Raw genomic sequence first — 22720 nt, forward strand, 5'->3', positions numbered from 1 at the left:
GGGTTTACCACGATGATGCACGCACCCCCCTGACTGCCATTGTGGGGCGCGGAGGCAGGGAGGTGGAAAAAGTCATGGAACGTATCCCGGCGCGATACACCCTCGAGGGCGTGTCCGACGCCGAGGTGTCCGTGCATCCGTTCGCGACGGAGGACGGTCTCGGGCTCAACCTGACGCGCTTTCGGCGCGGCGACTGCGACGACGTCGTGCTGCTGCTGCACGGCCTCACGGCCTCCATCGACATGTTCGTCATGCCCGAGCACCAGAACCTGGTGAACACCCTGCTGGACAACGGGTTCACCGACGTCTGGGCACTCGACTTCCGGATGAGCTCCCGGTTCCCGTACGACGCCGAGACGCACCGTTACACGCTGGACGACATCGCGGCCTGGGACCACCCGGCCGCCCTGCGGGAGCTGCGCCGCCACATCGGCGACCGGCGGGTGCACGTGGTCGCGCACTGCCTCGGATCGATGTCGTTCTCGATGAGCCTGTTCGGCGGCGCCCTCGACGGCGTCGCGAGCTTCGTGAGCAACAGCGTCTCGCTGGTCCCGCGCGTGCCCGCCTGGTCACGGTGCAAGCTCGTGGCCGGCCCCGGTCTGTCCGAGTACGTCATCGGGCTGTCGTACATGGACTCGCGCTTCGGCGAGGCCCCGCCCCTCACGCGCGGCTGGATGGTCTCCCGTCTCGTGTCGCTGTTCCACCGGGAGTGCGACGTGCGCGACTGCCACATGATCAGCTTCATGTGGGGCAGCGGACACCCGGCCCTCTACGAGCACGACAACCTGGCACCAGTCACCCACCGTCGCATCGCGGACCTGCTCGGCCCGACGGGCGTCCACTACTTCCGGCACATCCGCAAGATGGTGGCGGCCGGTCAGGTCGTCAAGTACGACCCGGGCGACCCGCGGCACGCCGATCTGCCCGACGCCTACCTGTCGCGCGCGGGCGAGGTCACCACGCCGGTCCTCCTGCTGTCCGGTGACGTCAACCGTGTCTTCCCCGGCGCGAACGCCGCCTGCCACGAGGCGCTCGAGCGGGCCCGGCCCGGGCTTCAGGAGTTCGCCTCCCTTCCCGGCTACGGCCACATCGACCCCTTCATCGGTAAGAACGCCCACGTCGACGTCTTCCCCAAGATTCTCGACTTCCTGAAACGGCAGGCCTCATGACCATCGAACACACCGATGTCGTGGTGGTCGGCTCCGGGTTCGGCGGAGCCGTCGCCGCCTATCGGCTGGCCGATGCGGGCCTGTCGGTCGTCGTGCTGGAGCGCGGCCAGGAGTACCCTCCCGGCACCTTCGCCCGGACGCCGGCGCAGATGAGCCGCGCCTTCTGGGACCCGTCGGACGGGCTGTACGGGCTGTACGACGTCTGGGGATTCCGCGGATTCGACTCGGTCGTCTCCAGCGGCCTCGGCGGCGGTTCACTGATCTACGCGAGCGTCCTGCTGCGCAAGGACGAGGAGTGGTTCGTCAAGGAGCAGGCGCTCCCGGACGGTGGGTACGAGACCTGGCCGGTGAGCCGGGAGGATCTGGACCCGCACTACGACGCGGTCGAGGGCATGCTCGGGGGCACGCCCTACCCGCTCGACCATCCGGCCTACTCCGACACCGCCAAGGCCCACGCGATGCAGGATGCGGCGGCCGAGCTCGGGCTCGACTGGCAGCTGCCGTCACTGGCGGTCAGCTTCGCGTCGAGACCGGGGGCCGAGCCCGGGCTCGGGCTGCCGATCGCGGACCCGCCGTACGGCAACCTGCACGGTGTGGAGCGCCGCACCTGCCGGCTGTGCGGCGAGTGCTACCTGGGCTGCAACGACGGGTCCAAGAACAGCCTCGACCACACCTACCTCTCCGCGGCGAAGCAGCGCGGCGCGGACCTGCGCACCCTGCACGAGGTGCGCGGGATCCGGCCGCGCCCGGAGGGCGGCTACGAGGTCGACTACGCCCACCACGACCCGCTGGAGAAGGCCCGCAAGGTGACACTGCGGACCATCTCCTGCGACCGCCTCATCCTGGCGGCCGGGACGTACGGCACGACGTACCTCCTGCTGCGCGCCCAGGAGAGTCTCCCGGGGCTGAGCGACGCGCTCGGCACCCGTTTCACCGGCAACGGCGACCTGCTCACCTTCCTGATGCGAGCCAAGGACCGGGCCCGGATCCGCCCGCTCGACGCCAGCCGTGGCCCGACGATCACCAGCGCGATCCGGCTCCCCGACGAGGTGGACGGCGTGCCGGGCGCGGGGCGCGGCGCCTACATCGAGGACGGCGGCTATCCGGCGTTCGTCGACTGGATGGTCGAGGAGGCCGACGTCACGCACGAGGTCGCGCGGGCGGTCCGGCTGGCGTTCGAGCGGTTCGTCGCGTTCATCTCCCGCGCGCCGGACACCAACCTGTCCAGCGAGGTGTCGGAGATGATCGGCGACGGGGCGCTGTCGGTGAGCTCACTGCCGCTGCTCGGCATGGGCCGCGATGTCCCGGACGGCGTGCTGCGCCTGCGGGGCGGCAAGCTGGACGCCGACTGGACGACGAAGACCAGCGAGGAGTACTTCGACCGGCTGCGCTCCACGATGAAGCGGATCGCCGCCGTGCTCGGCGCCTCGTACGCCGACAACCCGATGTGGTTCCGCAAGCGGATCATCACGGTGCACCCGGGGGGCGGGGCGCCGATGGGACGTCATGCGGGCGAGGGGGTCTGCGACCCGTACGGGGAGGTGTACGGCTTCCCCGGCCTGTACATCGCGGACGGGGCGGCCCTTCCCGGCGCGGTCGGGCCGAACCCATCGCTGACGATCGCGGCGCTGTCCGACCGGATGAGCACGCGGCTGCTGGAGAACGCCGGGCGCCCGCGTGCGGAGCGCCCGGTCGGAGGGGCGGTGAACGGCACGACGGGCACTGCGGAGGTTCGCAGGGGTGCCTCCCAGCGCACGTCGCTGTCGTTCACTGAGGAGATGAAGGGGTTCTTCGCCGAAGGCGTGAACGCTCCCGGGGCGGGGGAGCAGTCGGGGCGGGAGCACGGGCAGAAGCTCGGGTTCCGGCTCACGATCACCGTCGACGACGTGGACCGCTTCCTGGAAGAGCCCGAGCACACGGCACGGGCCGAGGGATGGATTGACGCCGCTGTCTGCGGGGGCCGGTGTCATGTCCAGCGGGGCTGGTTCAACCTGTTCTGTCCGGGAGATGCGCCGGACCGCAGGCTCATGCGGTATCGGCTGCATTTCACCGACGCCATGGACCGGCCCCGCACCCTCTCCGGGTGGAAGGACATCCGGCACCGGCCGGCCTCGCGCGTCTGGCCGGACACCACGACGCTGTTCTTCCGGATCTTCGAGGGACACGTGCCCGAGGGCGGGGACGACGACGCGCCGATCGCGGGCGCGGGCATCCTGCGGCTGGGCTTGGACGACTTCGCCAAGCAGCTCGCCACCTTCCGCACGGAGGGTCCGGACGGCCTGGCCGCCCTGGAGCGCTTCGGCGGGTTCTTCCTCAGCGAGCTGTGGGACATTTACCGCCCGAAGATGTTGAGTTAACACTGATCATTGATCACAGGGTCGCGACCTCGTACGCGACCTTGTGCTCGTCCAGGTCGCGTACGGCCTCGGGGGACGCGCCGTCGTCCACGATCACCTGGTCGAACGCGCTGAGCGGCGCCAGCCGGTGCAACGCCACCCGGCCCATCTTGGAATGGTCGATCAGGAGGACGTTGCGCGCGCCGGCGTCCAGCATCGCCCGCTTCACCGAGACGATGTGCTGCTCCTGGTGGTAGGCGAACCCGCCCGCCACCGCGGAGGTGGAGACGAAGCACAGGTCGACGTGGAGCGCCTCGATGGCGTCGACGCAAGAGACCCCGAGGAAGGAGTCGTGCAGGGGGTCGTAGTCGCCCCCCAGGGCCATGAGGCGGATGTCGCGCACCTTGGCGAGCAGGTTGATCGCCTCGAGGAAGTTGGTGACGATCGTGAGCGGCGTGATCCCCTCGAGCCGGCGGGCCAGGGCCAGCGCCGTGGTCGAGTCGTCGAGCATGACCGCCATCCCCGGCTCGATCAGCCGGACGGCCCGCTCGGCGATCGCGTCCTTCTGCGCCTGCATCGACTTCATGCGGTACGCGACGTTGCTCTCGAACACCCCGGACGGCTGCGCGGTGACCCCGCCGCGGAACTTCCGGACGACGCCCTGACGCTCGAGCTCGTCCAGGTCGCGGTGGATCGTCATCAGGCTCACGCGGAACCGCTCGGCCAGGTCCGCCGCGGTCGCCGAGCCATGCGAGAGGACATGGTCGGCGATGGCCGCCTGCCGCTTGGCGGGCCCGCTACGGACGCTGTCACCGTCCTTGGTCATGAGGCGATCCTAACAATCAGATGTTGTAAGTTCACAGGCGACGACGCGAAATCGGGGGCGAGTGCGGAGCGCGTGGACGACGGCTGGGTCGGCACGACACTTTTCGTTGTCCACCACGGCGAGACAGTCTGGCACGACGGGAAGCGCTACGCGGGAAGCTCCTGCCAGGCGAAGACCTTGCCGGGGTTGAAGATGCCCGCCGGGTCGAGGGCCTGTTTGATCGCCTGATGCATGCCGAGCACGACCGGCCCGACCTCCTCGGCCATGCCGCGGCGTTTCAGCAGCCCGACCCCGTGCTCGCCGCTCACGGTGCCGCCGATGCCGATCGCCTCGTCGACGATCCGCTCGAACGCTGCCTGGGCCCGCTCCCGCGCCGCGTCGTCGGCCGGGTCCGTGATCATCAGCGGGTGCAGGTTGCCGTCGCCGGCGTGCGCGACGTTCGCGATCAGGATGTCGTGCTCGGCAGCGATGCGCTCGATGCGGCCGAGCATCTCCGGGACCAGCATGCGGGGCACGCAGATGTCCTCGGTCAGGACCGGCCCGAGGCGTTCGACCGCCGGGTACACCAGCCGGCGCGCCGCGAACAGCGCCTCCGCCTCCTCCGGATCGGTGGAGCGGGCGCTCCAGGTCGCTCCGGCGGACTCGAAGCAGCGCAGGATGGTGTCGGCCTCCTCCTCGCCCGCCTGACCGGGCGCGTCGGTGCGGCCGAGCAGCAGGACGTTGCCCTCGTCCGTCAGTCCCATGTGCCGCCACTCGTCGACGGCGCGCAGGCAGTACCGGTCGATCAGTTCGAGCGCGCTGGGGACGACGCCGGCGGCCGCGACCGCGCTGACCGCCTCCCCCGCCGCCACCAGCGTGTCGAAGTAGCCCACGACCGTACGCTCGGCCGCGCGGGCGCCCCGGAGCCGTACGGTGATCTCGGTGATGACGCCGAGCGTGCCCTCCGAGCCGACCATGAGACCCGTCAGGTCGTACCCGACCACGCCCTTGGCGGTGCGCCGGCCCAGCCGCACGACGTCGCCCCGCCCGACGACGGCCTCGAGCCCGAGCACGTAGTCCCGGGTCACGCCGTACTTCACGCAGCACAGACCGCCCGCGTTGGTCGCGACGTTGCCGCCGATCGTCGACCACGGCGCGCTCGCGGGATCCGGCGGATACCAGAGCCCGTGCGCGGCGCAGGCCGCACGCAGGTCGTCGTTGACGACGCCGGGCTGCACGACCGCGATACGCTCGGCCGGGTCGATCCGGATGATCTCGTTCATCGCCTCGAACGACAGCACCACGCAGCCGTCGATCGCGTTGGCGCCGCCGGACAGGCCGGTGCCGGCTCCACGCGGGACCACCGGCACACCCCGCTCGGCACAGCGAGCGACGACCTCACGGACCTCCGCCGTCTCCCGTGGTCGCACCACGGCCACCGGCTTGTCGTACGGCGCCCACTCCGCCTCGTCGTGCGCGTAGGAGGCCATCACGTCCGGGTCGCGAACGACCCTGCCACCGGGAAGAGCCCGTTCCAGCTCCGCCGCCAGATCACCCGACACCGTCATACGCCGCACCCTACGCCCGCCCGCCGCGCCGCCTGGGCACGCCCGCCGGGGCCCCGGTGCGCGGCCCGGTCCGGCCGCCCAGCCCCACGATGCGCGACCCGGTCCACCCGCCGGGACCACGTGCGCGGCCCGCTCCGGCCGTCCCGACACCGCGTATGACCGCCCCCGCCCCATCGTGCGCGGACCCGGAACCGGCTCGCCCGACCCCGCGTATGGCCGGCCCTGAGCCCACCGGGCGATTCCCGAGCACGGCCGGCCGGACTCCACCGAGCCGAACCCCCGAGCACGGCGGCCCCCTGGCGAACCGCCGGATGCGGCCGGCCCGGCTCCGGCCCCGATCACGGTCGCGGCTTGCCCACGGTCACGGTCCCTATGGGTGCGGCCCGCCCGACCCCGGGTGCGAGCGCCCGGGGTCGGGCGGGCCGCACCCGGGCACCCGACCCCGGGTGCGAGCGCCCGGCTCTCGCCCAGCAGACTCGTGCCGACGACGATTTATCCCGAAGGACGTGCGATGCCCCCGAATCCCCTCACCGCGTACGAGCTGACCGATCTGCGCGAGCGGCGCAGCGTCAAGTGGAGCGAGTACCCGCCAGACGTGCTGCCGATGTTCGTCGCGGAGATGGACACGCCGCTCGCCGAGCCGATCGCCGCCGCGCTGACCGGAGCGATCGCGCGTGGCGACACCGGGTACGCGGCCGCCGGGCGGCTTCCGGAGGCGTTCGCCGACTTCGCCGCCGACCACTACGGCTGGCGGCCGGCATCGGACGCCATTCGCCTGGTCCCCGACGTCATGTACGGCATCCGGGAGGTCGTAGAGATCCTCTCCGAGCCCGGTGACCGCGTCGTGGTGAACACGCCCGGCTATCCGCCGTTCTTCTACTGGCTCGAGCGGGTCGGCCGCCAGGTCGTGCGCAATCCCCTAGTGTCCGGCCCGGACGGGTTCCGTCTGGACCTGGACCGGCTGGAGCGCGACTTCGCCGCCGGAGCACGGGTCTACCTGCTGTGCAGCCCGCACAATCCCACCGGACGGGTCTTCACCCGTGAGGAGCTCCTGGCCGTCGCTGCCCTCGCCGACCGGTACGACGTGCGGATCGTCGCCGACGAGATCCACGCGCCGCTGACCCATCCGGGCGCGCGGCACATCCCGTTCGCCTCGCTGGACGCACCGGCCGCGGCGCGCGCCATCGTCCTCGCCTCGGCGTCGAAGGCGTGGAACCTCGCCGGTCTCAAGGCGGCGCTGGCCGTCCCGGGCCCCGACGCCCGCGCCGACGTCGCGGCGATCCACGTGGAGGTCAGCGAGGCCGCCGGGCTGTTCGGCGTGATCGCCTCCGAGGCGGCGTTCACCCACGGACGCCCGTGGCTGGCCGACCTGATCGGCGCGCTCGACGCGAACCGGCGGCTCGTGGGCGACCTCCTCGCCGCCCACCTTCCCGGCATCGGCTACCACGTGCCCCAGGCCACCTACGTGGCCTGGCTCGACTGCCGGACGCTCGGCCTGGGGGACGACCCCGCGCAGGCCTTCCTGCGGGACGGCAAGGTCGCGCTCTCCCCCGGGCCCACCTTCGGCGAGGCGGGCCGTGGCTTCGCCCGCTTCAACTTCGCGACGGCACCGGACCGCGTCACCGAGGCCGTACGTCGCATGGCGGCCGCCCTCGACCGGGCCGGCGCGCGATGAGACAGGCGACCGCCGCGGCCTGAGCAGTCGCCGCGCCCGCGCTTCCCGCTGAAAGGACCCCGTTGGCCGAACACGTCTTCCTCACGACGGAGCGCCTCGTCCTCCGCCCCTTCACCGAGGCCGATCTCGACGACGTACTCGCGCTGCACGGCGACCCGGAGGTCATGCGCTTCATCGACGGAGGGCGCCCGGCCTCCCGGACCGCCATCCGCGACGAGGCGCTCCCCCGGCTGATGCGGCACCACGCCTCCTTCGGGGGTTTCTGGGCGGCCGAGGACAGGACGACCGGGCGTTTCCTGGGCTGGTTCGAGCTCCGTCCCCTCGCCGACGACCGTCCCGAGGTCGTCGAACTGGGCTACCGGCTGCACCGGTTCGCGTGGGGCCGGGGCCACGCCACGGAAGGGGCCCGCGCCCTCGTCCGCAAGGGCTTCACCGAACTGGGCGTGCGTCGGGTCGTCGCCCAGACCATGGCGGTGAACACGGCCTCCCGGCGCGTGCTGGAGAAGACCGGTCTGACCTACGTCCGGACGTTCTACGAGGACTGGCCGGATCCGATCGCGGGCGCGGAGCACGGCGAGGTGGAGTACGCCCTGACCGAGACCGACTGGCGCCGACGGCTCGGGCAGGCACCCTGACCAAGGCCGACCGAGCGCGACGGCACCGGCAGGCGCCCGGGGACGAGGACACCCGCGCCGGACGCCCGCTGAGCCGCCGACCGCCCAAGGATCCCGGGGACACCCGGTGAGCCGCCGACCGGCCGATGCGCCCTGAGACGAGGACACCCGCCCTGGACGCCCACTGAGCGCCCGACCAGCCGAGGCGCCCCCACCGGGCGCCCGGTGTGGGCGCCAGCCGGCCAAGGCGCCCAGAGGCGAGGACACCCCGCCCTGGACGCCCGCTGAACCGCGGCCGGCCAAGGCGGCCTGACCGAGCTGGACGCCCGGTGAGCCGCGGCCGGCGGAAGCGCGGCTCTTTCCCCCGGGCCGCTATCTACTGCAGTGGCCGGTCACCCGCCGCGAGTTCTTCACGATCCCGTGGTCTTCGTCGTCGACGCTCAGCCCCGCCTTCGCGTACGGCCTCTTGCAGACGATGCGCACCGTGTCGCCATCGCACGCCACGGCCGACTTCCCGGCCACCCCGTTGATCGCGCAGTAGTGCTCGCCGCCGATCGACAGCGCGGGAAGCGCCTCGAAGCCGTTGCGGATCCTCTTGGCGCCCTTGTTCGTCAGGATGATCACGGACTTGGCCTTGTGCCCGTCCTTCGTACGGACCACGCAGGCCTGCCCGTAGAGGCTCCGGAGGGTCTTCGCGTAGGAGCCCTTCGGGAAGGCGCGGCTCTGGGCTCCGCAGGTCCAGTACTTGGTCTTCATGCCGTTCGTGAACCGGTACGGGACGCCGGGGCGCGCCGCTGTGGCGGAAGGCGGCGTGGCGGCGGAGGCTGCCGGCGTGGTCCCGAGGACGGCGGTTCCGGCCACGGCGAGCGCCAAGAGCACTCGGCGCGGCGACCTCCGGGATGGTCTAGGGGGTTCGGCGTCAGGCATCGGCATCGCTCCCAGCTCGTGTTGATCTTGGGGAATTCGCACGAATTCTTTCGCCCATCCGCCGCGCCGACAAGGTCCGGCGGCGGCCAGCGGGGAGGCCGTGGCGCACGACCCGGCGCCGCGCGGCGCGGGGTCGATCTCCGACGCCTTCCTCTTGGCGTGGGTCCTGGAGCGCCGCAGCTTTCTCAACTATATTGGTCGGAAAACTTTTTCAAGGGAGTCGCACGTGGGCGTCACCGGAGAAGGGGACTGTCGGCCGTCACGACGCACGATGCTCCGCATGTCCGCCGGCCTCGGTTCGGCGATGGCCGTCACGGCCACCGAGCCGGCCCGCGCCGCCGACGGCCCGATCGTCAAACCACTGCCACCCGCACTGTTCATCGTGTACGGGACGAACGCCGAGATGCGCTGGGAGGCGATGCGCGGGCAGGGGTATCTGACGCCGACCGATCGCTTCTTCGTCCGCAACCACACCCGCACCCCGTTGATCGACGTCCGTACGTGGCGGCTCCGTCTGTTCGGGCGCGGGCTGCGCGGCTCCCCCGCCCTCGGCCGGCCGGTCGAGTTCTCCTACGAGGACCTGCTCGGCATGCCGGCCCGGACCATCGACGCGTTCATCGAGTGCACCGGGAACGGCCGCGGCTTCTACGCGACGCAGCAGCACCAGTCGGTCCCGGGCACACCGTGGCGGCTGGGCGGCGTGGGGGTCGCCCGCTGGCGCGGCGTCCCGCTGGCTCACGTCCTCGAACGCGCTGGGCTCACGCACCGGGCGGTCGACGTCATGCCACGCGGCCTCGACCCCGACTTCGTCGACGCCGGACGGAACCTCGGGCGGGTGCGCAGACCGTTGCCGATCGCCAAGGCGCTCGACGACGTCCTCCTGGCATACGAGATGAACGGCCGTCCGCTGCCTCCGGACCACGGATTCCCCGTACGGCTCGTCGTCCCCGGCTGGGTGGGCGTCGCCTCGATCAAGTGGGTCGGCGACATCGAGGTCTCCGACGCGCCGCTGTCCTCCCCCTGGAACACCGTCTACTACCGGATGTTCGGCCCCGGATACCCGCCAGAGGGCAGCGCCCCGGTGACCCGGCAGGTGCTCAAGAGCGCGTTCGAGCTACCGTGGAACGCGCGGTTCGACGCCGGGCGGACCACCGTGCTGCGCGGCCGCTCATGGTCCGGCGACGGGGCGGTGCGCCACGTCACGGTCAGCACCGACGGAGGCGGGACCTGGCGACGGGCGGCCCTTCACGGACGGCGCGGCGCCCTCGGCTGGGTCCGCTGGGAGCTCCCCTGGCGCCCACCGGCCCCGGGATCGTACGAGCTGCTGGCGCGGGCGGCCGACATCACGGGTGCGACGCAGCCGGACGTCGCGCCGTACAACACGCTCGGCTACCTGTTCGGCGCGGTCGTACGCCATCCGGTGACGGTGACCTGACGGCGTCCCCGGCCGGCGGTTCGCGGCTGGAGCGCCTTCCATGCCCGAGACGTCGTCTGGACGCGCACTCGGCCAAGCCTCGCTCGCGCCCGAGACACGTGCCTACGACGTCGTCCGGGCCGTACGGCCAGCGTGCAGCCGGTTGCGCGTCCGGCCGCGCCGCCGCTCGTGTCCGGCGCCCACGACGAACGCGCTGCGGCTCTCGTCTGGGGCGCGGACGATGTCCACGACGTCGTCCAAGCCGAGTAGCCGCGGCCCTGGGACACGGCCGGTGCCCAGCACCTCGCTCAAGCTCGCCGCGGGCTCGTGCCCCGGACGCGGGCGGTGTCTACGGCGTGGTCCAGGCCGGGTTGGTGCGCATGCGACTGCGGCGCGGCTTGCGGCGGGCGGCGCGCTCCTCGTACGCCTGCCGCTCCGGGGCCCGGTGCGCCAGTGCGTCGCGAAGCTGGGCGCGGCCGCGGTGGATGCGGCTGCGGACCGTTCCCATCTTGACGCCGAGGGTCGCGGCGATCTCCTCGTAAGACAGGCCCTCGATGTCGCACAGCACGACCGCGGCGCGGTACTCCGGTGCCAGCGCGTCCAGGGCCATCTGGATGTCGTCGTCGAAGTGCCGGTCGTCGTACACCTGGGCAGGGCTCGGCTCGCGTCCCCGCAGGCGCTCGGCCGCGTCATCGGCGAGGCCCTCGAACCGGATGCGCTGCCGTCGGCGGACCATGTCGAGGAAGAGGTTGGTGGTGATCCGGTGCAACCACCCCTCGAACGTGCCCGGCGTGTAGTTCGACAGCGAACGGAACACGCGCACGAACACCTCCTGTGTGAGGTCCTCGGCGTCGTGCTGGTTCCCGGTCAGCCGGTAGGCGAGGCGGTAGACGCGCGCGGAGTGTTCCCGCACGATCTCGTCCCAGCTGGGCGGCGTCCACGCCACGGTGTCACCCTTCACCTGTCACCCCCGATATCACTGTTTCGCGTCAAAGTCTGTCCTGCCGGGGGTAAGAGCGGTGTAAGGGAATCCCGCCGCGGACGGCGCCTTCGGGTGACCCTTCGGCCGGACCCTTTCCTCCGACGCTGTCCAGCATCGCAGCCGGGACCTTGTCCGACGTCGCCCGTCAGGTGGGTGTTGCCGGGTCCGGCGTCGGCCGAGCGGCGGAGGGCGGGACGCCGCCCTCATCCTCAGGGGGGAGAAAACGAACCGGCCGCTCTTGATCACCTTCGGGGTTGTCGGCATTCTGGGCGCGGGCGGCTCCTCCCCGCCGACCGCCCGGGAGCCGCGATGGATATTCGCTTTCTCGGCCCGTTCGAGCTCGTCGACGGCGAACGCCGGATCCGGATCGACGCGCCTAAACAGCGTGCCCTGCTCATCGCCCTGGTCCTGCGCGCCAACCGGGTGGTGCCGACGGAGGAACTCGCCGAGCGGATCTGGGGGGACGACCCGCCGTCGAGCGCGCGGCTCACCCTCCAGGGGTACGTGCTGCGGATCCGCCGGGCGCTGGCCGGCGTGCCGGATGTGGCCATCGTCACCGAGCCGGCGGGATACCTGCTGCGCGTGGACCCCGAGCGGATCGACGCGCACCGGTTCACCCGGCTGGTCGAGGAGGCGGACCGGGCGGCGGCGGGCGGCGACGCGGACGCCGAGGCCGGCCTGCTCCACGAGGCCCTCGGGCTGTGGCGCGGGGAGCCCCTGACCGATGTGGGCTCCGGCGTCCTGTGGCGCGAGGAGGCGCCGGCTGGCCGAGATGCGCGCGCGGGCGGTCGAGCGGCGCATCGACGCCGATCTCCGCGTCGGACGGCACCTGGAGCTGATCGGCGAGCTGACCGCGCTCGTGACGGCCCACCCCTTCCGCGAGGAGCTCCGCGCCCAGTTGATGCTCGCCCTGTACCGGGCCGGGCGCCGTGCCGAGGCCCTCGAGGCGTACCGGGACGCCCGGGCCGTCCTCACGCGGGAGCTCGGGGTCGAGCCGGGGCCGCGGCTGCGCCGGCTGGAGCACGCCGTCCTGACCGCCGACCCCGCCCTGGATCCGGCGCCGCGGGAGGAGCACAGCCCGTTCGCGCTGCCGCCGGACGTCCCGCACTTCGTCGGCCGGGACGCCGAGCTGGCGCGGCTGCTCGCGCCCCCTCGTACGGACGCCGGTCCCTCCGTACGCGCCGTGGCGGGCATGGCCGGGGTGGGGAAGACGACGCTCGTCGTACACGCCGCCCACCGGCTGGCCGACCGGTACCCCGACGGGCGGATCCACGTCGACCTCGGCGGCACCACCGGCCATCCGATGGACCCGGCGGCCGCGCTCGACCGGTTCCTGCGCCTGCTCGGCGTCTGGGGCGGCCGGATCAGAGGCGGCGTGGACGACCGGGCGGCGCTGCTGCGCGACCGGCTCGCGGGCCGCCGCGTACTCCTCGTCCTCGACAACGCCGTCGACGAGGCGCAGGTACGACCCCTGATCCCCGGCACACCGGGCTGTGCCGCGTTCATCACCAGCCGGTCACCGCTCATCGGGCTGGAGTACGCCGACCTGATCGACCTCGACGTCCTCGCCCCGGACGACGCCATCGACCTGCTGGCCGGGGTGATCGGCCGGCGGCGGATCCTCGCAGAGGAGGACCGCGCCCGCACTCTCGTCGCGCAGTGCGGCCACCTGCCCCTGGCCGTACGGATCGCGGCGGCGCGCCTGGCCGGGCGCCCCGAGTGGACCCTGGACCGGCTCGCGGGCCAGCTCGCCGACGAGCACCGGCGGCTCGACCGCCTGGCCGCCGGAGACCTGGAGGTCCGCTCCAGCATCGCGCTGAGCCAGGACGCCCTGCCTCCCGCGCACCGGCGGCCGTTCCACCTGATCGGACTGCTCGACCTGCCCGACGTGACGCCCTGGATGGTCGCCGCTCTCCTCGACCGGCCGGTGCCCGAGGCCGAGGACGTGATCGACGCCCTGGTCGACGCCCGCCTGCTGGAACCCGGCCGGGCGGGCGCCCCGGACGGCCCCCGCTACCGCTGCCACGATCTTGTCCGCCTGTTCGCCCGCGAACAGGCCCTCGGTGCCGAAGCCCCGGAGGCGCGGGACGCGGCCGTGCTGCGGGTACTGCGGGCGCTGCTGGACCTCGCCGAGCGGGCCGACGAGGCGCTCCCGAGCCGTCGGCTGCGCCTACCGGACCCGCCTCCCCGCCCGAACCGGCCGACGTCCGCCGAAGCCACCCCGGCCGACACGACCCCCATGGATGCGGCACCCGCGGATACGACAGCGACGAGCGCGACGGCCCCCGGCGCGATCCCGGCGGACACGTCAGGGGCGGGCGCGACGATCGGCGACGCGACGCCCGCGGATGCGACAGCGGCGGGCACGGCGTCCACCGACGCGACGCGCGCGGATGCGACGCGCGCGGATGCGATGGCCGGGAGCGCGGCGGCTGCGGGCTCCGGGGCCTCGGATGCCAACGACGCCGGCGTGACCGCCGGTGATGCCGCGGCCGGCGGGGCGACGGCTGCGGGTGTGGCGGAGGCGCCGCTCGCGTGGTTCGAGGCGAACCGGCAGGTCCTCGCCATGGCGGTCCACCGGGCGGCCTCCGTGGGCGCGGCGGAGCTTTCGTGGCGGCTGGCCGCATCCCTGCTGAGCTTTCACGACCTGCGCGGACACTGGGACGACTGGCGCCGTACGCACGAGGTAGCCCTGACGGCGGCGCGGGCGTGCGGCGACCGGTGGGGAGAGACCGCGATGCGCTACGGCCTCGGGCTCCTCGCGACCGCGCAGGACCGGTACAAGGACGCGGACAGGCACCTGACCGCCGCCGTCACCGGGAGCCGGGAACTCGGCGCGCCGGTCCGTGCGGCCCGGGCCCTGAACGCGCTCGGCGACGTCCACCACATCTGCGACCGGTTGGACGACGCGTTCGCCTGCTTCCAGGAGGCCATGCGGATCGCCGAACGGCACGACGACCCCACGGGACGGGCCAACAGCCTGCTCAACCTGGGTCTGGTCCACCGTGACCGGGGAGACCCGGCCGCCTCCCTCGCCCACCTGGACCGGGCGCTGGAGACCTTCCGCTCGGCGGGCGACGAGTACGGGGAGGCGCATGTCCTGCGCTTTCTCGCCGCGACGCACTATCACTCCCGTACCGACCTCGCGGCCGCGCACCGGCACGCGACGCGTGCCATCGGGCTGTTCCGGCGGTTCGGTGACGGTCTCGCCGAGATCCGGTCCCTCCGCCTGCGGGCGATGGTCCTGACCGCCGAAGGCCACCCGCGGGCGGGGATCGACCTTCTCGACCGCTGCCTCACGGCGTTCCGCGAACAGGGTGATCTCTTCGGCGAGGCGTCCACGCTGTGGGCCCTCGGCGGAGCGGCTCACGACGCCGACGACACCGTACGGGCGGTCGCGTGCCTGGAGGAGGCCCTGGACCTCTTCCGCCGCCTCGACGTGCCCCTGTGGGAGGCGCGGACGCGGTCCCGGCTGGCGGCGGTGCTCGGGGAGGGTGCCGCCCCCGTGGACGGCACCCTCCCCATCGTCACCGGTGGGGCACCGCCGCAGCCGTCCAGCCCAGGTAGTGGCTGAAGTGGCTCACGCTCGACGCGTGCCCGATCTTGCCGCCGATGCTGGTCGAGTAGAACCCGCCGTTGCCGTCGGCGATGCCGACGTGCCCGTAGGAGCTGATGTTCCAGTACACGAAGGACCCTGCGGGGGGCTTGGTGCCGCTGTGGTGGGTGGCGCCGTTCCAGTGGGCGATCGCCGAGGCCCACACCCCGGTCGTGCCGTAGGCGTTCTCGACCGCCTTCTCGCAGTAGTGCTCCCAGCCGGTGCTGCCGACGTGGTTCTTCATCCACTGGACGGCTCCGGCGGCCGACCCGTCGCCGGCGCTGAGCGGGGACGCCTGCCCGGCCGTGGAGACGCTGACCGGCGTGGACACCGTACGGGCGGGCGCGGCGTGGGCGGTCGCGGGGATAGCGGCGGCGACGAGGACGGTGGCGGGGATGATTGCGGCTCCGGTACGCAGCCGGTGCCAGGAAGGACGACGCATCTGCCAACCTCCGGGGTTGAGGGGGAATGCGTCGGCAAGCGTCGCAACCGCCGCTTGTGCGTCGCTTGTGCGGCCCGTACGGGCGAGCCGCCCCGGGGTACGACAAAGGGCCGGACTCGATGAGCCCAGCCCTCTCGTTGGCTCCCCCGACTGGACTCGAACCAGTAACCTGCCGGTTAACAGCCGGACGCTCTGCCAATTGAGCTACGGGGGATCACACTGATAAGGCCGCCCACACCGCTGGCCGCCCCAACGCGCACAAGGTTAGCGCATAACGCACGTGTTCGTTTCCTCGACTGGCCCGCGCTCTTCGGGGTAGTCAACAGTTCGTCTCCGAGGCCGTAAGTGTGCACGAGAACGATCGAGCGCCCCGACCGGCACCGGCTGGCCGCATATGAACACTTCTACTAACACGATGCGTCCAAATGATTACACTGAGTTGACGCTACAACCGGAGTGCCGCTAGCCTTCGAACGTGCGTTCAGCCTCGCGTCCCGTTTCCTCCCCGGTCGGCGGACCTGGCCGTGGGGTCGCCGCGCCGTTCGTGGCCTCGGGACCGTCGGGTGTTGCGATCCGTGATCGGCTCAAGCATCTGACCGCTCGCGATGAGAAGGTGTTGCGGGCGGTGGGCGTGCATCTGGGGGCGTTGGCTTCAGGTGATCTGAAGGCCAGGTGCGCCGACGGCCTGGGCCACGACAGCGACAGGTGGGCGGCGCGTAAGCGAGAATTGACCGCCGAATCGTCGTCGCGGTGGGCCGGATCGATCACGAAGGCCAGTCATGATCAGTGGGCGTTAGCGCGTCGTAACCAAGTCGCCCACGTGCGCTCCCTCGATGCCGGCATCGCCACGCTGAAGCATCGGCTGTCCCTGCCGGTCGGGCAACCCGGGACCAAACGCGCACCGGGTGGGTACCGGTCGGCGGAGGAGTGGCACGCCAAATCCCGCCGCCTGGCCACGCTCCAGGCCCGGCACGCGGCGGTGGTGGCGGACTGGCGGGCCGGGCGGGTCCGCATCGTACGCGGCGGCAAACGGCTGGCCAACACCCGCCACCACCTGGAGCGAGCCGAGCTGACCGAGGAGCAGTGGCGGGCGCGGTGGGAGGCGGCGCGCTGGTTCCTGGCCGCTGATGGCGAGAGCGGGAAACCGTTCGGCAACGAGACCATCCGCATAACCCCCAACGGGCAGATCTCCATCAAACTGCCCGCACCCCTCGCGGATCTGGCGAACGCCGCCAACGGCCGGTACATCCTGACCGCCCAGGTGACCTTCGCGCACCGGCATGTCGAATGGGCGGACCGGATCGCAGGGAACCGGGCGGTGGCCTACCGCATCCACCACGACCCGGCCCGGGACCGCTGGCATGTCACCGCGTCCTGGCAACGCCCACCGGTCACAACGGTCCCGTTGCGGGCTGCCCTGGCGCACGGTGTGGTCGGGGTGGACACCAACAACGATCACCTCGCCGCCTGGCAACTGGACATCCACGGCAACCCGATCGGCGCGCCCCGCCGGTTCTTCTTCGACCTTTCCGGGTCAGCCGATCACCGCGATGCCCAGATCCGCCACGCGATCACACGACTACTGCACTGGACCAAACGCTGCGGAGTAGCGGCGATCGCGATCGAAGACCTGAACTTCGAACAAGAAAAGACCCGGGAGAAACACGGTCGCCGCAAGCGCTTCCGCAACCTGATCTCCCGGTTCCCCACCGCCCGGCTAAAGGCCCGGCTGGTGGCGATGGCCAGCGGCCACGGTATGGCGATCGTGGCCGTAGACCCGGCCTACACCTCCAAGTGGGGCGCCCAGCACTGGCAGAAACCCATGACCACCCCCAACCGCACGATCACCCGACACGATGCCGCCAGCATCGCAATCGGACGACGCGCCCTGGGACACCCGATCCGGCGACGGACGATACCGCCCCCTGCTCACCAGAGCGATGAGCAGGGGCATCGGACCGCCCAGGCCCCATCAGGTCTCCCAGGACGTGAGGAACCCCGCCCCCGCATCCCCGGACCACGACCACGAGTCGTGCCGCCCGGGCGTGGAGCGAACGCGGGCGACCAGCACGCCCACCACCGTTCGGGACGTGCCGGTGAACAGGAACCCATACCTGCACACTGAAAGGGAACGGTATGTCCTACGGCGACTAAGCAGAGGAGTTGATCATGAAATACCGCGCTGTGTTCCTCGCAGGGGCGGCGGCCGGATACGTACTGGGGACGCGTGCCGGCCGGGAGCGCTACGAGCAGATCAAACGACTGTCCCGGCAGGTCGCTGAGAACCCCACCGTGCAGGAGGCCGCGGGCGTCCTGCGCGCCCAGGCCGGTGAGCTGGCCGGGACGGCCCGGCAGAAGGTCGGAGACAAGGTCCAGACCGTGAGCGGCAAGGTGCAGGAGAAGGTCCCCGGCATCCACCGGACCGGCCAGTCGGCCCCCACCAGCCTCACCGACCGCCCCGGTCACGCCGCCCGCTCCGGCGACGAGCCCGCCGACATCACCTGAACCGGCGGCCCGGCCGGCCACGCCTGGGCCGCCGACCGCCCTGATCACGCCCGGACCGGCCGCGAGACCGGTCCGGGCGTATTCGTCCGCCGGGGCCGCCGGCCCTACAGGCCCGTCTGCCGGCGGATCTCCTCGAGTGCCTGCTCGGCTTGGGCCAGCAGGCCCGGGTCGTCGGGGTCGAGGCCCCGGTCGAAGACGAACGTCCAGCCCAGGATGCCGTCGGCCGTGGGCGGCCGGCGGCCGACGATCCGCACTCCCCCGGCGGGCAGCTTGACGTGGGTGCTGACGACGACGGTGGCGGTGACGCGCTCGCGGACGGCCTCGGGCACCGAGCCGGGCTCCGCCAGCCGTACGGTGTGGCGCCGGCCGCCGACCTCACGGACCAGCAGGACGCCGTCCTGCCAGGTGGCCTGCTCCACCTGCTCCCACGGCAGCCGGATGTGCTCGTCTGCTCCGGGGAGGTAAAGGGCGGCATCGGTCGCGACGGTCTCGCCGCCGACCGCCAGGACACGCTCTCCCCGCTCGACGGCCACGCCGTCCGGCACGTTCTTGCGCCACGTCAGTCGCATGGCAGGTCACGCTATAACGTCCCGATCAGGGCGCGCGGCTCGCATGGCAGATCACGCTCCAACGCCGCGATCATGGTGCGCGGCGCGCGGTCAGCAGATCGAGCACCAGCGCCGCCGACCAGCTGAAGTCGTGGCTGCCACGGCCACTGCCGTCGAACGGATCGAAGTACTCCCGGAACCCGGACTGCCGCACCAGCCGGACCGTCGACCCGAACAGCAGGTCCGCGACCGTGCCGAGCCCGTGCGCACGGGCCCCGGCCCACAGCAGCCAGTTGGTGTTGACCCAGGTCGGCCCCCGCCAGTACGCGCCGCGGTCGAACGCCTCCGACTGGATGTCGCAGGTCGGCACCGGATAGCCGGCCGCTCCGGCGAAGTGCGCCGACAGCAGCAGGTCCGCCAGCGAACGCACGATCTCCTCGGGCAACTCCGGGTCCAGGAGCGGGGCGAAGCCGGCGACGGTCGTCTCCTCGATCAGCCGCCCGGTCCGCAGGTCGCGGGCCCGGAAGCAGCCGGCCGACTCGTCCCACAGGCGCTCCAGGAGGGCGTCGTGGATGCGCTCTGCGGCCTCCCGGTAGGGACGCGGATCGGCCCCGACCAGGTCGGCGAGCTCGGCCAGCGCGTGCGTGGACGCCAGGTAGACCGCGTTGAACAGCGGATCTTCGATGACGAAGGGGTGGTCGTCCCGGAGGTACTCCGCGCGGTATCCGGCGGCCCGCATGCCGGCGACCAGCGCGACGTACCGGTCGTGGTCTCCGCCCGCGTACGCCGCGCCGCGTGAGTCCACGGCGGCCAGCGGCGGATCCCACGCCGGGCTGTCGTCCAGCCCCGACTCCCACGGGTGGCACAGGCTCACCAGGCCGCTGCCGCCGATGTCACGGTCCCGGGCGAGGTAGGCGTGCTGGGCCACCAGGCAGGGGTACAGCGGTGTGAGGAAGGACCGGTCCGCGCCGCCGGCCGCCCGTACGACGTGCAGGGCGGTGAGGGCCTGGAGCGGCGGCTGGGTGAGCCCGGAGGTGTCCACTCCGCGCGGAGCGGCGGGCTGTTCGGCGCTGAGCCACAGCTCGGGCCCGGGGAAGTACGCGCGGCGCGGCTCGGTCGAGCTGAAGACGATGTGCGGGACCAGGCCCGTCGCCCACTGGCCGCGGAACAACGACAGCAGCTCCGTCTCGGCGCGATCGGGGCGATGGTGGGCGAGGCCGATGCCGGTGAAGGCGGAGTCCCAGCTCCACTGGTGCGGATAGAGCCCTGGAGAGGGGACCGTGGCCGCACCGGTCCAGTTCGCGTCCAGCACGCGGGCTGCGGCCGCCCAGAGGGCCGTCTCGTCGCCGATGAGCCGAGGCCCCATTGGGACAGCGTACGGCCCCGTGGCGTTCCCGGCGATGCCCGGACCCGGCGAAACCACCCGGACAGCGCACAACCCCGCCCACACCCCGACCGACGGAACCACCCGGACGGCGCACGACCCCGCCCACACCGGGACCGGCAGAACCACCCGGACGGCACACGACCCCGCCTACACCCGGCGGCACCCGGACCCGGCAGGACGGTGCACAACCCCGCCCACCACCCCGCGACGCCCGGTCCTCAGCGAGCATCGCGGGTTCAGCCGAAGAGGCCCTCGCCCCAGTAGCCGCCCTTGCGGACGCCGGGCGGGCACGCCCAGATACCCGAGCCGACGTGCTGGACGTACTCGTTCATGGCGTCGTTGCCGGCGAGCTTGGTCTGCAGAGGGACGAACTGCTTGCGCGGGTCCCGCTGGTAGGCGATGAAGAACAGGCCGGCGTCGAGGCGGCCGAGCCCGTCCGTGCCGTCGGTGAAGGAGTAGCCGCGCCGCAGGATGCGGACGCCGCCGTTGCTGTCGGGGTGGGCGAGCCGGACGTGGGAGGTGGCGGGCAGTTTGGCGAGCGGCACCGGGTCGTGCTCGCTCTTGGCGCCGTACGCGTTGCCCTCGCCCTTGGTGCGGCCGAAGATGTCCTGCTGCTCCTGCAGGGACGTGCGGTCCCAGGTCTCGATGTGCATGCGGATGCGCCGGGCGACGACGTACGAGCCGCCGGCCATCCAGGCCGCTCCGTCGGAGCCGGCGGCCCAGACGTGCTGGTCGAGGGCCTTGGCCTCGGTGCCCGCGATGTTGCGGGTGCCGTCCTTGAAACCGAACATGTTCCGCGGCGTCTGCTTGTCCGGCGTCGTCGAGGACGTCTTGCCGAAGCCGAGCTGCGACCAGCGTACGGAGACCACGCCGAAGCCGATGCGGGCGAGGTTGCGGATGGCGTGCACGGCGACCTGTGGGTCGTCCGCGCAGGCCTGGACGCAGATGTCGCCGCCGGTGCGGGTGGGGTCGAGGTTGTCGGCGGCGAAGTGCGGCAGGTCGATGAGGGCGGCCGGGCGCTTGGCCTTGAGGCCGAAGCGGTCCTTGCCGTCCTTCTCGAACAGCGTGGGCCCGAACCCGACCGTGAGGGTGAGCCGCGCCGGGGGCAGGCCGAGCGCCTCCCCGGTGTCGTCGGGCGGTGAGTCGCCGAGGCCGCCGGCGGCCGAGCCGTACGGGTGCCCGCCGGTGAACGCGGCGGCGGCCGCGGTCCACTCCTTCAGCATCCGGATCAGACGGTTGCGATCGTCGGTGACGACGTCGAAGGCGGCGAAGTGCAGCCGGTCCTGCACGGGGGTGGCGATCCCGGCCTGGTGGGCGCCGTAGAAGGGGACGGCCTCCTCGTCGGCGGGCCGGTCGTCGTTCGCCTGGGCGACGCTGACGAGACCGGCGCCGGCGGCGGCGCCCGCCGCCAGCGTCACACCGGAGTACCCGAAGAGCCTGCGCCTGCTGAGCTCCATTACTTGGCCACCACCCCGGCGAGCTTCGACAGCGGCTCTCCGAGCGCGTTCACCTCGTCGGAGAGGTCCTTGCGGTCCTTGGCGCCGACCTTGTCGTAGGAGACGTAGCCGTCGCCCTTCTGGAACTTGGTCAGCAGCTTCTGCACCTTGGCGAACTCGGTGTCCAGAGTGGAGGCGAGGTCGGCGTCCTTCTCCTGAACGACCGGCTTGAGCAGCTCGTACACCTTCTGCGCGCCGTCGACGTTGGCCTTGAAATCGACCAGGTCGGTGTGGGAGAAGGTCTCCTCCTCGCCGGTCACCTTGCCCGTCGCCACCTCGTCGAGCAGCTCCTTGGCGCCGTTGGCCATCGAGGTGGCGGTGATCGCGGCGGTGCCGACCTTGGCCTTGAGGGTCTGCAGGTCCTTGATGAGCTGGTCGGCGTACGGCCCCTCAGCGGAGATCGAGCCGGTCTTCCACAGCGCCTTCTCGATCTGGTGCCAGCCGGTCCACTTCTCGCCCGCCTTGAGGTCGGCCTCGCGCAGGTCGACCTTCGGGTCGATGTCCCCGAAGGACTCGGCGACCGGCTCGATGCGCTCCCACCCGACGCGGGAGGGGGCGTACAGCTCCTTGGCCTTCTCGGCGTCGCCCTTCTTCACGGCGGCGGCGAACTCCGTCGCCTTGGAGAGGGTGTCGTCGACCTGCGCGGCGACGTAGGTCCGGTAGGCGGCGACGGCCTGGTCCAGGCGCGGGTCGGCGGCCTTGCCCTGGCCGGTCACGGTGATCGGCTGTGACGGGCCCTTCCCGGTCATCCCGGCGCTGCACATGACCTTGTACGTGCCGGCGGAGAGCTGGACGGTGACCTCCGCGCCGGTGCCAGGGCCGATGTTCTCGCGCTCTGAGACGATCTTGCCGTCCGGCGCGAGGATCTCCAGCTCGTTCACCTGCGAGCCCTTGTTGGTGACCTTGAACGTCACGGCTCCGGCCGCCGCGCTCTTGGCGCCGACGTCGCAGGAGGAGTCGGTGGCGGTGACCTCGATCGCCCCGGTGCCGCCCTTCGCACCGCCCTTGTCGTCCTTCCCGCACGCCGACAGCGTGGCCAGGGAGACGAGAGCGGCGCTCGCGGCGGCGAGCACGTGGACATGACGCATGGGGTCTCCAGTGAGGCGAAGTGCGGTCAGACGCCGGTTGTGGCGGGCATGGGCCGGGGACACCTGATAAGGCATACCTAACTTAGCTTTACCTAACCTCACCTCGTCAAGCGGCAGCGGGGCCGGTGTGGTGTGAACATCACCACGCCGGCCCCGCTGGAGACCGCCT

General features: G+C 72.0%; 17 protein-coding genes, 1 tRNA gene and 1 pseudogene. 8 read left to right on the top strand and 11 right to left on the bottom strand.

Going from position 1 to position 22720, the window contains the following annotated elements; genetic code table 11:
* Window positions 1–74: 74 nt before the first annotated feature.
* Window positions 75–1169: an alpha/beta fold hydrolase gene (locus ACYVF7_RS44195; protein ID WP_460351950.1), complete on the top strand. Its 1095-nt coding sequence runs from the start codon at window positions 75–77 to the stop codon at window positions 1167–1169.
* Window positions 1166–3526, top strand: coding sequence for an FAD-dependent oxidoreductase (locus tag ACYVF7_RS44200; protein WP_460351951.1), 2361 nt, complete (start codon window positions 1166–1168; stop codon window positions 3524–3526). Before ACYVF7_RS44195 ends, ACYVF7_RS44200 begins: the two co-directional genes overlap by 4 nt.
* A gap of 13 nt (window positions 3527–3539) precedes the next feature.
* Here the strand turns inward: ACYVF7_RS44200 and ACYVF7_RS44205 are convergent, their stop codons facing one another.
* Together ACYVF7_RS44205 and ACYVF7_RS44210 are read right to left on the bottom strand one after the other, a co-directional pair.
* Window positions 3540–4331 carry a DeoR/GlpR family DNA-binding transcription regulator gene (locus ACYVF7_RS44205; RefSeq protein WP_460351952.1) on the bottom strand — a complete coding sequence of 264 codons (792 nt, stop codon included), beginning with the start codon at window positions 4329–4331 and terminating at the stop codon, window positions 3540–3542.
* A 146-nt stretch (window positions 4332–4477) separates the two neighbouring features.
* Window positions 4478–5878, bottom strand: coding sequence for an FAD-binding oxidoreductase (locus ACYVF7_RS44210; protein ID WP_460351953.1), 1401 nt, complete (start codon window positions 5876–5878; stop codon window positions 4478–4480).
* Window positions 5879–6389: 511 nt separating this feature from the next.
* Between ACYVF7_RS44210 and ACYVF7_RS44215 the strand changes: the two genes are divergently transcribed.
* Together ACYVF7_RS44215 and ACYVF7_RS44220 are read left to right on the top strand one after the other, a co-directional pair.
* Complete coding sequence (locus ACYVF7_RS44215; RefSeq protein ID WP_460351954.1) at window positions 6390–7553, top strand: MalY/PatB family protein; 1164 nt, start codon at window positions 6390–6392, stop codon at window positions 7551–7553.
* Between the two features lie 62 nt (window positions 7554–7615).
* Entirely contained in the window at window positions 7616–8188 is a 573-nt protein-coding gene (locus ACYVF7_RS44220) for a GNAT family N-acetyltransferase (protein ID WP_460351955.1), read from the top strand.
* 351 nt (window positions 8189–8539) lie between these two features.
* Here the strand turns inward: ACYVF7_RS44220 and ACYVF7_RS44225 are convergent, their stop codons facing one another.
* On the bottom strand, window positions 8540–9046 hold the full coding sequence (locus ACYVF7_RS44225; RefSeq protein WP_460351956.1) for a hypothetical protein: 507 nt from the start codon (window positions 9044–9046) through the stop codon (window positions 8540–8542).
* A gap of 328 nt (window positions 9047–9374) precedes the next feature.
* Between ACYVF7_RS44225 and ACYVF7_RS44230 the strand changes: the two genes are divergently transcribed.
* Window positions 9375–10529 carry a sulfite oxidase gene (locus tag ACYVF7_RS44230; RefSeq protein ID WP_460351957.1) on the top strand — a complete coding sequence of 385 codons (1155 nt, stop codon included), beginning with the start codon at window positions 9375–9377 and terminating at the stop codon, window positions 10527–10529.
* 102 nt (window positions 10530–10631) lie between these two features.
* Here ACYVF7_RS44230 and ACYVF7_RS44235 read toward each other — a convergent pair whose 3' ends face one another.
* A complete protein-coding gene (locus ACYVF7_RS44235) occupies window positions 10632–10820 on the bottom strand; it encodes a hypothetical protein (protein ID WP_460351958.1) in 189 nt (62 codons plus the stop codon).
* Between the two features lie 37 nt (window positions 10821–10857).
* On the bottom strand, window positions 10858–11469 hold the full coding sequence (gene sigE / locus ACYVF7_RS44240; RefSeq protein WP_460351959.1) for an RNA polymerase sigma factor SigE: 612 nt from the start codon (window positions 11467–11469) through the stop codon (window positions 10858–10860).
* Between the two features lie 406 nt (window positions 11470–11875).
* Here sigE and ACYVF7_RS44245 point away from each other — a divergent pair.
* A pseudogene (locus ACYVF7_RS44245) lies at window positions 11876–15064 on the top strand (AfsR/SARP family transcriptional regulator); the annotation flags it as partial.
* Here ACYVF7_RS44245 and ACYVF7_RS44250 read toward each other — a convergent pair.
* Both ACYVF7_RS44250 and ACYVF7_RS44255 read right to left on the bottom strand, forming a co-directional pair.
* Window positions 15018–15527: a hypothetical protein gene (locus ACYVF7_RS44250; RefSeq protein ID WP_460351960.1), complete on the bottom strand. Its 510-nt coding sequence runs from the start codon at window positions 15525–15527 to the stop codon at window positions 15018–15020. The pseudogene ACYVF7_RS44245 and the gene ACYVF7_RS44250 sit on opposite strands and share 47 nt — an antisense overlap.
* A gap of 138 nt (window positions 15528–15665) precedes the next feature.
* Window positions 15666–15741 (bottom strand) — tRNA-Asn (locus tag ACYVF7_RS44255).
* Window positions 15742–16347: 606 nt separating this feature from the next.
* Between ACYVF7_RS44255 and ACYVF7_RS44260 the strand changes: the two genes are divergently transcribed.
* Window positions 16348–17652: an IS200/IS605 family accessory protein TnpB-related protein gene (locus ACYVF7_RS44260; RefSeq protein ID WP_460351961.1), complete on the top strand. Its 1305-nt coding sequence runs from the start codon at window positions 16348–16350 to the stop codon at window positions 17650–17652.
* A 44-nt stretch (window positions 17653–17696) separates the two neighbouring features.
* A complete protein-coding gene (locus ACYVF7_RS44265) occupies window positions 17697–18032 on the top strand; it encodes a hypothetical protein (protein ID WP_460351962.1) in 336 nt (111 codons plus the stop codon).
* A 104-nt stretch (window positions 18033–18136) separates the two neighbouring features.
* On the opposite strand, the gene ACYVF7_RS44270 is transcribed toward ACYVF7_RS44265, so the two are convergent.
* From ACYVF7_RS44270 to efeO, 4 genes are all read right to left on the bottom strand, one after another.
* Window positions 18137–18601 carry a hypothetical protein gene (locus ACYVF7_RS44270; protein ID WP_460351963.1) on the bottom strand — a complete coding sequence of 155 codons (465 nt, stop codon included), beginning with the start codon at window positions 18599–18601 and terminating at the stop codon, window positions 18137–18139.
* Between the two features lie 70 nt (window positions 18602–18671).
* On the bottom strand, window positions 18672–19946 hold the full coding sequence (locus ACYVF7_RS44275) for an amylo-alpha-1,6-glucosidase (RefSeq protein WP_460351964.1): 1275 nt from the start codon (window positions 19944–19946) through the stop codon (window positions 18672–18674).
* A 257-nt stretch (window positions 19947–20203) separates the two neighbouring features.
* Complete coding sequence (efeB, locus tag ACYVF7_RS44280; protein WP_460351965.1) at window positions 20204–21424, bottom strand: iron uptake transporter deferrochelatase/peroxidase subunit; 1221 nt, start codon at window positions 21422–21424, stop codon at window positions 20204–20206.
* Window positions 21424–22551 (bottom strand): iron uptake system protein EfeO, encoded by a 1128-nt coding sequence (efeO, locus tag ACYVF7_RS44285; protein ID WP_460351966.1) that lies wholly within the window; start codon window positions 22549–22551, stop codon window positions 21424–21426. The genes efeB and efeO overlap by 1 nt, the downstream gene beginning before the upstream one ends.
* Between the last annotated feature and the right edge of the window lie 169 nt (window positions 22552–22720).

The organism is Actinoallomurus acanthiterrae (assembly GCF_054775715.1).

What these genes read in the sequence shown, in the direction of transcription:
- efeB (WP_460351965.1), bottom strand. Translation starts at nt 21,424, where the DNA reads ATGGAGCTCAGCAGGCGCAGGCTCTTCGGGTACTCCGGTGTGACGCTG.
- ACYVF7_RS44195 (WP_460351950.1), top strand. Translation starts at nt 75, where the DNA reads ATGGAACGTATCCCGGCGCGATACACCCTCGAGGGCGTGTCCGACGCC.
- ACYVF7_RS44265 (WP_460351962.1), top strand. Translation starts at nt 17,697, where the DNA reads ATGAAATACCGCGCTGTGTTCCTCGCAGGGGCGGCGGCCGGATACGTA.
- ACYVF7_RS44250 (WP_460351960.1), bottom strand. Translation starts at nt 15,527, where the DNA reads ATGCGTCGTCCTTCCTGGCACCGGCTGCGTACCGGAGCCGCAATCATC.
- ACYVF7_RS44270 (WP_460351963.1), bottom strand. Translation starts at nt 18,601, where the DNA reads ATGCGACTGACGTGGCGCAAGAACGTGCCGGACGGCGTGGCCGTCGAG.
- ACYVF7_RS44205 (WP_460351952.1), bottom strand. Translation starts at nt 4,331, where the DNA reads ATGACCAAGGACGGTGACAGCGTCCGTAGCGGGCCCGCCAAGCGGCAG.
- ACYVF7_RS44200 (WP_460351951.1), top strand. Translation starts at nt 1,166, where the DNA reads ATGACCATCGAACACACCGATGTCGTGGTGGTCGGCTCCGGGTTCGGC.
- ACYVF7_RS44230 (WP_460351957.1), top strand. Translation starts at nt 9,375, where the DNA reads ATGTCCGCCGGCCTCGGTTCGGCGATGGCCGTCACGGCCACCGAGCCG.
- efeO (WP_460351966.1), bottom strand. Translation starts at nt 22,551, where the DNA reads ATGCGTCATGTCCACGTGCTCGCCGCCGCGAGCGCCGCTCTCGTCTCC.
- ACYVF7_RS44275 (WP_460351964.1), bottom strand. Translation starts at nt 19,946, where the DNA reads ATGGGGCCTCGGCTCATCGGCGACGAGACGGCCCTCTGGGCGGCCGCA.
- ACYVF7_RS44210 (WP_460351953.1), bottom strand. Translation starts at nt 5,878, where the DNA reads ATGACGGTGTCGGGTGATCTGGCGGCGGAGCTGGAACGGGCTCTTCCC.
- ACYVF7_RS44215 (WP_460351954.1), top strand. Translation starts at nt 6,390, where the DNA reads ATGCCCCCGAATCCCCTCACCGCGTACGAGCTGACCGATCTGCGCGAG.